General features: G+C 69.3%; 11 protein-coding genes. 9 read left to right on the plus strand and 2 right to left on the minus strand.

All coding sequences use genetic code 11. From position 1 onward, the window contains the following. Positions 1-101 precede the first annotated feature (101 nt). Positions 102-497 (plus strand): DUF488 domain-containing protein, encoded by a 396-nt coding sequence (locus HKK72_RS04790; protein WP_187233003.1) that lies wholly within the window; start codon positions 102-104, stop codon positions 495-497. Positions 498-1181: 684 nt separating this feature from the next. Then, positions 1182-1898 (plus strand): DsbA family protein, encoded by a 717-nt coding sequence (locus HKK72_RS04795; RefSeq protein ID WP_261986547.1) that lies wholly within the window; start codon positions 1182-1184, stop codon positions 1896-1898. A gap of 52 nt (positions 1899-1950) precedes the next feature. On the opposite strand, the gene HKK72_RS04800 is transcribed toward HKK72_RS04795, so the two are convergent. Continuing rightward, positions 1951-3141: a GAF domain-containing SpoIIE family protein phosphatase gene (locus tag HKK72_RS04800; protein ID WP_187233004.1), complete on the minus strand. Its 1191-nt coding sequence runs from the start codon at positions 3139-3141 to the stop codon at positions 1951-1953. 108 nt (positions 3142-3249) lie between these two features. Between HKK72_RS04800 and HKK72_RS04805 the strand changes: the two genes are divergently transcribed. The 5 genes from HKK72_RS04805 (at position 3250) to HKK72_RS04825 (ending at position 8664) form a co-directional block, all read left to right on the plus strand. Continuing rightward, complete coding sequence (locus HKK72_RS04805; RefSeq protein ID WP_261986548.1) at positions 3250-3726, plus strand: MarR family winged helix-turn-helix transcriptional regulator; 477 nt, start codon at positions 3250-3252, stop codon at positions 3724-3726. Positions 3727-4028: 302 nt separating this feature from the next. Beyond that, on the plus strand, positions 4029-5243 hold the full coding sequence (locus tag HKK72_RS04810; protein ID WP_187233006.1) for a PP2C family protein-serine/threonine phosphatase: 1215 nt from the start codon (positions 4029-4031) through the stop codon (positions 5241-5243). Continuing rightward, a complete protein-coding gene (locus HKK72_RS04815) occupies positions 5240-7021 on the plus strand; it encodes a sensor histidine kinase (protein WP_261986549.1) in 1782 nt (593 codons plus the stop codon). Before HKK72_RS04810 ends, HKK72_RS04815 begins: the two co-directional genes overlap by 4 nt. A gap of 10 nt (positions 7022-7031) precedes the next feature. Continuing rightward, the gene (locus tag HKK72_RS04820; protein WP_187233007.1) at positions 7032-7469 is read left to right on the plus strand and encodes a response regulator; all 438 of its coding nucleotides are present in this window, start codon (positions 7032-7034) and stop codon (positions 7467-7469) included. A 163-nt stretch (positions 7470-7632) separates the two neighbouring features. Continuing rightward, positions 7633-8664, plus strand: coding sequence for a glycoside hydrolase family 113 (locus HKK72_RS04825; RefSeq protein ID WP_187233008.1), 1032 nt, complete (start codon positions 7633-7635; stop codon positions 8662-8664). A gap of 61 nt (positions 8665-8725) precedes the next feature. Here the strand turns inward: HKK72_RS04825 and HKK72_RS04830 are convergent, their stop codons facing one another. Continuing rightward, entirely contained in the window at positions 8726-10573 is a 1848-nt protein-coding gene (locus HKK72_RS04830) for a DUF2334 domain-containing protein (RefSeq protein WP_187233009.1), read from the minus strand. 376 nt (positions 10574-10949) lie between these two features. Here HKK72_RS04830 and HKK72_RS04835 point away from each other — a divergent pair, with 376 nt between their 5' ends. Further along, positions 10950-11171: a hypothetical protein gene (locus tag HKK72_RS04835; protein WP_187233010.1), complete on the plus strand. Its 222-nt coding sequence runs from the start codon at positions 10950-10952 to the stop codon at positions 11169-11171. After that, complete coding sequence (locus HKK72_RS04840; RefSeq protein WP_222720336.1) at positions 11168-12409, plus strand: glycosyltransferase family 2 protein; 1242 nt, start codon at positions 11168-11170, stop codon at positions 12407-12409. Before HKK72_RS04835 ends, HKK72_RS04840 begins: the two co-directional genes overlap by 4 nt. The last annotated feature ends 35 nt before the right edge of the window (positions 12410-12444 follow it).

The raw sequence follows: 12444 nt of genomic DNA on the forward strand, positions 1-12444 counted from the left end.
TTCCGAGGGTTATCTCGGCAGATGTCCGGACGATCGCGAGCGTTACACGCGCGGCCGGTTCGGGAAAGCGTCGGCCGGGTAGCGCCAGGCTTGGGGGTGCGATGACTGGGACTGGGACGGGGACGGCAGAGGGAACGCCCGAGGTCCGCGTGCGACGGGTGTACGACCCGCCGGCGCCCGAGGACGGCACCCGCGTGCTCGTGGACCGGATCTGGCCTCGGGGGCTGGCCAAGCAGGACGCGGAGTTCGACGAATGGGGCAAGGAGGTCGCTCCGTCGACCTCGCTGCGCCAGTGGTACGGCCACCGGCCGGAGCGGTTCGCCGAGTTCCGCGACCGCTATGAGGAGGAGCTCCGCGACCCCGAGCGCGCTCGGGAGCTCGACCGGCTCGGGGAGCTCGCGAGGTCGGGAACGCTGACGCTGCTCACGGCGACGAAGGACGTCGAGCACAGCCACGCGGTAGTGCTGGCCGAGCTGCTGAGAACGCCGGCCGACTGAGCGGGCGGCGGCCCGCCGCCGACCCGGGAATTGGGCCTTGTCGTCAGGAGGAGCAAAGGTTATTGTCAGTCATCAGACAGTAAACTTTACTATTAGTAAGGTGATCTGCCGTGCCGCGCTCCCCTCCACAGAACCAGCCTGAGCAGCGGAAACGTGATGCGGCGTGACCGTGTCAACGGCACGCCCTCTCCTCCCTTGTCGGGAGCCAGAACGCTCGCCCTTCCTGCCTCGCCCCCACCCGCCCGAGGACCGACATTGCGAGGCTCATGGCGGACCAGCAGGAGACCACCTCACCGGCCACCTGGACCCAGATTTGCGACTGGGGCAAGGCCAGAGGCCTCGCCCGGCCGGCGTTCTGGTTCGGTCAACCGCGACCGGCCGTGCCCGGGCGGCGGGGTCGTCTCGAACTGCAGCGGCGTGTCGCAGCAGCAATGGGAGTTCACCCGGATCACCGCCGGCCTCTGATCCCCGCCCGGGGGCGCGGGTCCGATGGGCCCGCGCCCTTGGGGATCCGCCGGCGGCCGGTGTCTTCGGCGTCGACGGCCCGGGTAGACCTCCGATCGAGGGGCCGCCGATCGATCGGCGGGACGACGACGTACGGCGGGACGACGACGACGTACGGGGGATCGTTCCCAGGCGCTCGCGGGCAGGTACACGCGACTGAGCGCGACTGAGGAGGACGAGATGAACGCGTCAACGGAGAAGACGCCGCCCGGGCCCGGTCGGGCGGCGCGAACGCAGGACGGGCCGCGGGGCGCTGGGCGCGGCGGTGGGCTGCGTCACCTGGCGATGATGGCCCTGCTGCTGATCGGGCCCCCGGGGCCGGAGGTCCTGGGCGGCCGGTCCCCGCGACCGAACCGCGTCCCGGCGGCCGTCGACGAGGAGGGCGAGGGCATCGTCGTGGGCGCCGGCCCTCTCACGGTCGACGTCTACCTCGACTTCCTCTGCCCGTTCTGCCGCCTGTTCGAGCAGACCACAGGGCCGGTGCTGGAGCGCCTCGTGGCGCAGGATCTGATCGAGGTCGTCTACCACCCCATGGGGTTCCTCGACGAACTGTCGACCACCCGCTACTCCTCCCGGGCGTCCGCCGCGTCGGGCTGCGCCTCCGACGCGGGCGGCTTCGTCGAGTACGCCCACGCGCTCTTCGCCGCCCAGCCGCCGGAAGGCGGGCCCGGCCTCAGTGATGACGAGCTGATCGCGCTCGGTGAGCAGGTGGGGCTCCGCGAGCCCGGCTTCGCCGAGTGCGTTCGCAACGCCACCTACCTGGACTGGGCGACGTACGTCACCGAGAGGGCGCTCAAGCGCGGGGTCGCGGCCACCCCGACCGTCTTGGTGCAGGGCCTGCCGGTACCCGCCAACCCGCGGCCCATCCTCAACGCCGTGGCGGCCCTCACCGCCTGAGCCCGGCCCGGTCCTGCCCGGTCACGCCGGGTCATACCGGGTGCAGGTGCGATCACTCCGAGTGGGCGGACTTCTTGCCGGTCCAGTCCAGGCAGAGGATGACGGCGTCGTCGAGGAGTTCGCCGCCCTCGTGGTAGTCGAGCAGACCGCGGGTGAGGCTGCGGACGGCCTCCGGGGGGTCGAGCAGCCGGGTCCGGCGCAGCGCCTTGGGCAGCGCGAGGTTTCCGTACGCCTCCCCGGCAGGGGAGAGGGCGGTGTGGACGCCGTCGCTGACGATGATCAGCCGGTCGCCCGGTTCGACGGTGAACTCCTGCACGGTGTATTCGGTGTCGGGGAACAGACCGAGGGGCAACTGCGCCTCGAGCTCGATGGGCCCGACGTCGTTGCCGCGCAGGCGCCACATCAGCGGCGATCCCGCGTCGATGGCCCGCACGCGCCCCGTGGCGATCTCGAACTCCAGCAGAAGGGTGGCGACGTTGATCTCGCCGCCATGGTGCGAATAGATCATCTCGTTGGCGAGGGTCGCCTGGTCGACCAGTCCGGCGCCGGAGCGGCGGGCGTTGCGCATGGCGCTGATGGCCAGATTGGTCAGGAGCGCGGCCTGGGTGCCCTTTCCCATGCCGTTGCTGACGGTGACGATGAGGCGGTCGGCGGTGGCCGACCAGTCGTAGTTGTCGCCCCAGACGTCGTAGGCCGGTTCAAGCTGCCCGGCCAGGTTGTACTCGGCGCACGCGCACGAGCGGCCGGGCAGCAGATCCCACTGCATCTCGGCCGCGAGGGTGAGGCGGCTGCGGCGACGCAGGCGCCGGTAGACGTCGGTGCCGGATTCGGCGATCTTCAGGGCGCGGGCGATCATGTGGGCGAGCGAAGTGAGCTGCCGCAGGTCGTCGTCGGCGATCTCGCCGGCCGAGAAGATCGACAGCACGCCGAGCCGGTCGCCGTGCACGCTGAGCGGCACATGGGTCTGGTGGGCCCGGTGGGGCCGGTCCTCCGGAGCGGTGGCGGCCTCGGTAATGGTCTGCTGGGCGGCGAAGGCGCGGCCGATAGGGGTGTTGTCCATCCGGATCGGCTCGCCGCCCGCACTGACCGGGATGAGGAAGGCCATCCGGTAGTCGGACAGGTAGATCTCGGCGCCGGTGACGGGGAAGTGCCCGGCGATCACGTCCAGGGCGGTGCCGGCGACGGCGTGGGGCTGTGCCTGCCAGATCGCCTGTTCGGCGTCGCTGAGCCGGTCTTCGTACATCACGTCTACCTTCGAGTCGGGGCCACCGATCCGAGCACGCCGCGGGTCGCGCGGGCGCGGGTTCTCACCGGTTCGGGTGCCGTATGCAACAGTATTGTTATGGGCGCCTTGGATGAGCCATCCCGGCTGGTCGAGCTGGCGGCGGCTATCGACGACTTCGCGGGTACGTTCAACCAGGTATGGGAGCGCGCCCATCAGACCCCCACGACGCAGGTGCCGGCCACCCAGATGAGGGTTCTGTTCATCGTGGAACGGCGGGGCAGCGTCAACGTCAGCGGGCTGGCGGCCGAACTGGAGGCCTCGGTGCCCTCGGCCAGCCGCCTGTGCGACCGGCTGCAGGCCGGCGGTCTGCTCGTGCGTGACCCCGGCCCGAACCGTCGCGAGATCACGGTGCGGCTGAGCCGGGACGGCCAGAGCCTGCTCGACGAGGTACGGCGGGCACGCCGCGAGGAGCTCGAGCGGGTGCTGGCGGCCATGTCCCCTGGCTCGCGCACCGCCCTGCTCACCGGGCTGGCGCATTTTCACGCGGCGACCGGGCTCGGTCGGGCGAACGAGGCCTCCGACTCGGTCTCCAGACCTGCTTGATCATCCGAATTCGCACGGTGAGCAGCGGAGTCGTCGCACGCAGCGATAGTTGTTGCATGGCAAATGTCTTGGGTATCGTGCCGATGCGAGGCTGAACGCCGGCGCGCTCCGGCTTGATCGAAGGGGGCGCACCGACGAGCCGGGACGGGTACGGTGGCGGGATGCCCGATATGGGCTTTTTGCCCCCTGTCTGGAACCGGCGGCCGAACACCACTCCACCTCCGGCGGCACGGCGGCCCATCCGCTGAGTCGCCGTCCATGCGAGCCGGAAGCCGGTTTCTCCACGAAAGGCTCAACCGCTTGTGAGCACCGTCAGTCGATCGCGGCCTCTGGCCGTCTCGGGCGCGGGGCAGGACGTTCTCGAGCTTCTGTTGATCGAGGACGATCCAGGTGACGCTTTCCTGGTCGAGGAGTTCCTCGAGGAGAGCGAGCTGGACGTACGGATGACGGTGGCGCAGAGCCTCGCCGACGCCCGGCGGCTGCTCATCTCCGAGGCCTCCGGACCGCAGTGCGTCCTGGCGGACCTCTCCCTGCCGGACGGCAGTGGGCTCGACATGCTGCGAGAGGTGCTCACCATGGCGCCGCGGGCGGCGGTGCTGGTGCTCACCGGCCTCAACGACGCGCACGTCGGGGTGTCGGCGGTCGCCGCCGGCGCCCAGGACTACCTGGTCAAGCAGGACGTCGACGCCCCGCTCCTGGCCCGCGCCATCCGCTACGCGCTCGAGCGCAAGCGCGCCGACGAATCCGAGCGGCAGCTCGTCGAGGCGCGCATTCTGAGCCAGGAGAACGCCCGCCTGGAACGCGGCCTCCTGCCGGTCCCGTTGATCGAGGACGAGAACCTGCGGCATCACGCCCGCTACCAGCCCGGGCGCGAGCGGGCCCTGCTCGGCGGGGACTTCTACGACACCGTCCAGACCGAGGACGGCGCCATCCACGTCGTGATCGGCGACGTCAGCGGCCATGGCGCTGACGAGGCCTCACTCGGGGTTCGGCTGCGGATGGCCTGGCGCACGCTGGTGCTCGCGGGGCTCACCGGCGAGAAGCTCCTCGACACCCTCGACACCGTGCTGGCCCTGGAACGGTGGTCCGACGAGATCTTCACGACCCTCTGCATGGTCACCATCGATCCGTCCCGGCGAACGGCACTGATGTACCGGGCCGGGCACCCTCGGCCGCTGCTGTTCACCGAGTCCGGCGTCGACGCACTGCCCGACGATCGGTGCGGGCCCGCCCTCGGGCTCATCCCCGGCGTCGGGTGGCCGATGACCACGATCGAGCTCGGCGAGTCCTGGGGACTCATGCTCTACACCGACGGCCTGATCGAGGGATACGCGGGCGAGGGCAGTGAAAGGCTCGACACCGAGGGCCTCGTGACCCTCACCCGGCAGATCCTCGGGCGCGGCATGACCGGCGGCGAAATGATCGACACGCTCGTGGCCGAGGTCGAGGCGCTCAACCAGGGCGTGCTGACCGACGACCTGGCGATACTGATGCTCGGGCGGGGAAGTGCCACATGAGGACCGACGAGATGCCGGTGCCATCCTCCGACCCGCCCCCCTCGGCGTCCGCCGACCTGACCGACGGCGGACCGGCCGACCCGTTGGACGACCGCGCCACCGCTCTGGCCGGCGCGCTCGGGCCGCCGGTGCTCGCCCCGTTCATCCAGCCGGGCGAGGGCAGCAGGCTGAGCCGGGTGCGGCTCGGGCAGTGGTACGGCCTGGGCGGTGGGATCCTGGCCCTCCTGCTGATAGCCGTGCTCGCCCAGGCAGGGCTCTCGACTTACCAGCAGACCGTGGCACGCGACCTGCTCATCGAGAAGGTCGACCCTGCCGCGCTCCTGCAGGTGCAGCTCAGCGGTTCGATCGGCCGGCAGGACTCCACCATCCGGCAGTACGCGGAGTCCGGCGATCCGGCCCAGCTGGCCGCATACCGACAGACGATCACCGACCAGGCCCGTATCTCGGGGTCGATGCGGCGGCTGCTGGCCGATGTGCCCGATGCGGACCGCACCCTCGGTGACATCGACCGGGTCGAGGCCGCGGTCGCGAGCTGGCGTACCCGGTTCGCCGAACCGCTCGCCGCACCGGGCCGGCGCCCGGGGCGGCCCTCCCCGGACGGCGAGGAGCTCAGCCAGGAGTCGTTCGTTCAGATCCGGACGGCCAACGCCACCCTGCAGAAGAACCTGAGCGCTCTGCACACCACCTTCGCCGATCGGCTACAGGCGCGGGTCGTGAACTTCTACTGGTCGTTCGCGGCCGCCGTGATCATCATCTTGGTCGTCGCGGTCGGGCTCGCCTGGGTACTCCGACGTACGGTGCTGCGCCCGGTGTCCTCACTCGCCACCAACGTCCGGGCCGTGGCCCAGGGGGATCTCGCCCACCCGCTCGACATCAACGGCCCGGCCGAGTTCGTCGAGCTGGCCGCCATCGTCGACGCCATGCGGCACCGGATCATGGACGAGTGGCGTTTCACCTCCGAGGCACGCCGCATGCTCGACGAGCAGGCCACCGAGCTGCGCCGCTCGAACGCCGAGCTGGAGCAGTTCGCCTACGTGGCCAGCCACGACCTCCAGGAGCCGCTGCGCAAGGTGGCGAGCTTCTGCCAGATGCTGGAGCGGCGGTACGGCGACCAGCTCGATGAGCGGGGCCGCCAGTACATCGACTTCGCCGTCGACGGGGCCAAGCGCATGCAGGCGCTGATCAACGACCTGCTCAACTTCTCCCGAGTCGGCCGGGTGGAGCGCCGCGAGGAATCGGTCAGCATGCAGAAGTCCCTGGACCGGGCCCTCTACAGCCTGGCCCAGTTGCGGGAGGACACCGGCGCCGAGGTGACGTCCGACGAGCTTCCCGAGCTGCCCGGAGACCAGGGACAGTTCACCCAGTTGCTGCAGAACCTCATCGGCAACGCGCTCAAGTTCCACGGCGACGACCCGCCGCGCGTGCACATCGGCGCGCGGCAGGACGGTGCGATGTGGGAGTTCAGCTGCGCGGACAACGGGATCGGCATCGACGCCAAGTATTCCGACCGCATCTTCCTCATCTTCCAGCGGCTGCACGGGCAGGACGTCTACGCCGGCACCGGCATCGGGCTCGCCATGTGCCGCAAGATCGTCGAACACCACGGCGGCCGGATCTGGCTCGACACCGAGTCGGACCCGGACCGCCAGGGCACGACCATCCGCTGGACCCTTCCCGCGGCTACCCCCGAGCCGGCCGCGACCCCCGACGTGGCCGGGGCCGGCGACTCAGACTCCGACTCCGCTGGGTCCGCCGACTCAGCCAGTACCGACGAATAGGGCGACCGTGATGACCGAGGCAGCCCGTCCCATCGAGGTCCTCCTCGTCGAGGACGACCCGGGCGACGTGCTCCTGACCAAGGAGGCGTTCGCCGACAACAAGGTGAGGAACAACCTCACCGTCGTCAGCGACGGCGAGGAGGCCACGGCCTACCTGCGGCGGGAGGGCGACTACGCCGACGCGCCGCGCCCCGACATGATCCTTCTCGACCTCAACCTGCCCCGCAAGGACGGCCGCGAGGTGCTCGAGGAGGTCAAGGCCGACCCCGAGCTGCGCTCGATCCCGGTGGTGGTCCTGACCACGTCCGACGCGGACGAGGACATCCTGCACAGCTACGATCTGCACGCCAACGCCTACGTCACCAAGCCGGTCGACTTCGAGCAGTTCATCCGCGTCGTGCGCCGGATCGACGACTTCTTCGTCACCGTCGTCAAGCTCCCCCGCTGACCGCACCCTTCCCCGGTCGTGACATGTAGGACTCGGGGACGGCGAGTGCGTCCATAGGCATCGCCACGACGCCCGATCACGGTCATCATGAGGATCGGGCTCACCGAGGGGGACGTGGCCGATGGGGGTACGGGCGGCATCTCGGCGTGGATCATGGCTGGCGATGACGGCCACCGCACTGGCGGTCACGGCCGGCTGCATGCCCGGCCCGTTATCGCCGCCGGCGGCCGAAGGCCCTTTGGGCAAGGGGGGCGCGCAGGCGGTGCGTGCGCAGCAGCGCGGCTTTGCGCTCCCGTCGTGGAGCGCAGGCGACTACGCCGGCCCGGAGGCCGCAGCCTATGTCAAGGCGATCGCCGACACCGGCGCCCGGTGGCTGCAGCTCAATCCCACCTGGTACCAGCAGAGCCCGCACGACGACGCGCTGCGCACCACCGGCGAGACGGCGAGCGACAACAGCGTGCGCCACATCATCCGGCTCGCCCGAGCTGCGGGGCTCAAGGTGCTGCTCAAGCCACATGTCGATCTGCTCGACGGGCAGGACCGGGCCACCATCAGACCCGCGGATCCGGGCCGCTGGTTCGCCGCCTACACCCGGTTCATCGTGCACTACGCCGAGCTGGCGAGGGAGTCGGGCGCCGCCGAGTTCGCGGTCGGCACCGAGCTCGCCGGGGTCTCGGGCGAGCGGGCCGAATGGCTGGCCGTCATCAAGGCGGTCCGGGCCCGCTTCGACGGGCCACTCGTCTACGCGGCCAACTACGACGAGTACCCGAATGTGCGGTTCTGGGACGCGCTCGATCTCATCGGAGTCGACGCGTACTGGCCGCTCGCGCAGGTCCCGACGACCGACCGGGCGGCGCTGCGGCGCGCCTGGGAGCCGATCGCGGCGGAGCTGGCGGCGTTCTCCGCCGCGCGGCACCGCAGGATCCTGTTCACCGAGGCCGGCTATGTCAGCCAGCAGGGCGCCACGACCCGGCCGTACTCATGGACGATCAGCGAGGTGCGCGGCGACGAGGAGCAGGCCGCCGCCTACCACGCACTGCTCGAGGGCTTCAGCGGCCGGACGTGGTGGGCCGGTGTCCACTGGTGGATGTGGGACGACTGGCCCGGAGCCGGTGAGACCCCGCACGCGCTGGCCTATTCGCCGCACCACAAGCCGGCCGAGCAGGTCGTTCGCAGATGGTGGCGGGGCCGGTGAGCGGGGGTCACCGGCCCCGGACCTGTTCTCCGAGTGACTGGGCGGCTAGGGCACTAGGGGCCTAGGGGAGGACGACGGACGTCGGGCTCACGAACGTGTAGCCCAGGGCCCGGATGCCCTGCACGGTCTCGCGCAGCGGGGCCACCGGGTAGTACGGGTGGTAGAAGAAGCTGGCGAAGCCGTCGCGTACGGCCAGGTTCAGCTTGGCGGAGTTGATCATGTCGGCGGGTAGCCGCGGCGGACGGTTGTTGTAGGAGTCGGGCTCGTAGTTGCCCAGGTTCTCAGGGATCACCTTCGAGCCGTAGACGTCCTTGACCGGATAGGGGAAGAACTGGCCCATGTAGACCTGCGGGTTGATCGGCGCGGGGGTGAGCTGACCGGCGTAGTAGAGGCTGCGCTCGTAGCGTGCCGTGAAGTGCTGGTTGATCACGCCGTAGTCGGTGGCGGACGCCGCGTAGTGCGGTGTCGTCCACAGCTTCGGCGTGGGCAGCAGATTGAGCAGGAACGCGGTCTTGGCGCTGACGATGCGGGAGTTCGCCCAGGCGGCCGAGTCCTCGGCGACCGGGCCGTCGTAGATCACGTTGTCGGCGCTGTCGACGTGCGCCCGGAAGAACTCGAAGTCGTCGCCGGTGACGCCGTTGTAGGGGTTGTCGACGTTGCCGTACTGGTGGGTGTAGCCGTGATCGATGATCGTGCCGCCGTGAGCGAGCATGTACCGCACCGCCGCCATGACGGCGGGCGCCTGCTGCAGCGTCCTGGTCTCGGGGACGCCGTCGTTGTAGGCCCCCTTGGGGTCGGTGTAGACCGGGATCAGCTGGAAGCCGTACGGGATGCCCTCCTCGGTGAGGTACTCGGCGATGTCCATGAGCTGCTCGGGGTCGCTACCGGGGCTGATGTCCTCCAGCCGGAGCAGGGCCCGATGCCGGGTGGGCGTGGTCGGTTCGAGTGCGTCGAACAGCAGGTCGTAGAAGGCGATGGCCCGGTCGGACTCGTTGAAGTAGGTGTAGGGGATCTCACCGATGTAGGTGAGGTTGCTCGACCGGACCGCCCAGGGGAATCGCGTGTTCGGTGACGTGCTCGTGTCGACCGCCTCGGCCAGGCTTGTCACGGCCGGATAGCCGGGGCCGGTGAGGACGTTCGGCCGGAGGATCCCGCTGTCGGCGCCGGCCGGGATGTTGCGGCCGAGCGGCTGGGTCTTGTAGTCGACCTGGGTCACCTGGCCGACCGAGCCGCCGACGTCGAAGTAGGACGTGGTCGGATCCCAGCCGTAGCGGGCCGTGAACGCCGGAACGCCCACCTTGCCGGCGAGGTTCCAGATGTTGTCGTTCATCCAGATGACCGGCTGGGTGGAGGTGGCAACGTCGGTGTAGAACGCGTTCGGGATCGCGTCGGGGATGTCACCCCCGTAGTAGGTGGAGCCGATGTAGATCGTCGCGGTGAACTGGTTGATCTGCCCGGAGGTGTACTGCGACACCGGCTTGGTGGTCACGGTGCCGAAGTGCCCGGCCAGGTTGGCGGTGGCCATCGCGTACAGCTCGCCCAGGAACCCGTACGGCCCCGCCGTGTCATAGAGGACCAGGGTCGTGGGCTGGCTCGCGGCCCGCAGGGCGTTGGCCTTGCCCGGTACGGCGCCGACGCTCTTGACCGCTCTGGCCACGGTCGCCGAGAGCGCCGTGGGCGCTGTGGTCCGGCGCTGCTTGCGACGGGCCACATCGGCCGAGCGCTGCTTCGTGGCCCACTTGGGCAGCGCCGTGGTGACGGACCTCGGCTGCACGAACGCGGTGCCGGCCTCCCCCGGGGCCGGACGGCCGCCGGGCGAACCGGCGGCACTGCCGGCGGTGGCCGCCAGCAGTCCGGCGGCCGCGATGATTACCGCGACCGCCTTCCCCCGTTCCCATCGAATTCTCATGATCGTAACCCCCGCCTTTCTTGCGGTGTGTTGACAGACGCGAAGCGCACAAGCGAAGTATGAACTGAAGAACGGGAAATCCACCAGCAATAGTTGAAGCCGATCTCGGCCACCGTAATGCCCGGCAATAGGAAATCGCTTTCCGTCTGTACCACGGAAGTATCCGATAGGCAATCCATCCGGACTACATCGCCCGACAGTGGCCGCAGATACCGGCTAACCTTCGCTCAGCGCTCCGTTCGGGGTACTTTGCCTCCGTAAAGCACGGCGGGTCGGGGTGGAAGGGGCCGATGGGGGGAGCCCTGGGTCCACGTCGCCAAGATCCGAATCGGGAAGGGCGATCGAACGGTCGCCGCATTTCTGGACGGGGTCATTAATGTACGCCAAGCCTTCCATTGGCCTGCTCGCCGTAGCCGGGGCGGCCACCATGCCCACGGCCACCCCGACGTTCCGCGTCGCCAGGCTGTTGCTCCAGATCACCGGGGTGGGCTTCGGCCTCTACTGCGCCGGTGCCGTCGTGCTCTTCCTCGTGGGGTGCTGGATGCGGTGGCGCGACGCCGTCGAGCGCCGTCGCGGCGATGCGGTGGAGGGCCTGTGACCTCGGATTTCGCGATGGCGGGCAGTGTCGCGATCATCGTCTTGGCCGTCACGTACAACACGGGCATGTTCGGTCTGTCCCGGCGGCGGCACCGGCGTGCCGAAGGTCGGTCGCGGCCCCGCCTGTACGTCTTCATCCTCGCCTGCCTGAACGAGGAGAAGGTCATCGCGGCGAGTCTGGAACGCATCACCTCGCTGCACGGTGACAATTTCGTGGCCATGGTCATCGACGATGCCTCTGACGACGGCACCGCACGGGTCGTCCGCGACATCGGTTCCCCGAAGGTGGCGCTTTACCAACGGAAGCTGCCGAATGCACGACGCGGAAAGGGTGCGGCGCTCAATGCCGGACTACGTCGTTTGCGGGATGCGAAAATTGTCCGTCGCTATGATCCAGACGATGTGATCGTCTGTGTGGTGGATGCGGACGGGCGGCTCGATCCACATATTCTCCAGGAAGTCAACCCGCATTTTGACGACCCGACTACGGGCGCCGTACAAGTAGGCGTCCGTATGTACAACCGGAAACAGGGTCTGCTGGCCCGGCTCCAGGATATGGAGTTCGTGGTGTACGGCGACATATTCCAGAGCGCGCGCCAGCACATCGGCAGCGTGGGGATGGGCGGCAACGGGCAGTTCATGCGGCTGTCCGCCCTCGATTCGCTTCCGGGTGATCCGTGGAGCGACTGTCTCACCGAGGATCTGGATCTCGGCGTACGGCTCCTCGCGCAGGGATGGCGCAACAGCCACTGCCTCACCGCGGCCGTCCACCAGCAGGCCGTGCTGTCCCTCGGCCGGCTGCTGCGGCAGCGGTCCCGGTGGTTCCAGGGGCACATGCAGGCCGCCCGCCTGGCGCCCCTCATCCTGCGGAAGATAGCCCCGCGCCCGGCCGTCGACCTGCTGTATCACCTGTCGAGCCCGGTGCTTCTGCTGCTCACCTCGCTGCTGCCGCTGTCGTTCCTCGTGGCGTTCGCCGGAACGGTCATCGCGTCGATCGTGAGCGGGCATGTGCTGCTGTCGCCCTGGTGGCTGCCCTGGTTCTACCTGATGACCTTCGGCGTCGCGAGCGCGTACACCTACGTGTACCGCAAGCGCGAGCCGGACCTCGGGATCCTGCGATCCCTTCTGCTCGGGCACGTCTACGTGCTCTACGGCTACATCTGGTTCGTCTCCGGATGGTGGGCGGTGGGCCGCACCGTCAGGGGCCGGCAGACGTGGCTTAAGACCGCGCGCACCTGAGCGCGACCGATCGCCCACAGGTTCCGCCCGCGCCT

It is taken from the genome of Actinomadura sp. HBU206391, from assembly GCF_014323665.1.
In the GTDB taxonomy this organism is placed as follows: Bacteria; Actinomycetota; Actinomycetes; order Streptosporangiales; family Streptosporangiaceae; genus Actinomadura_C.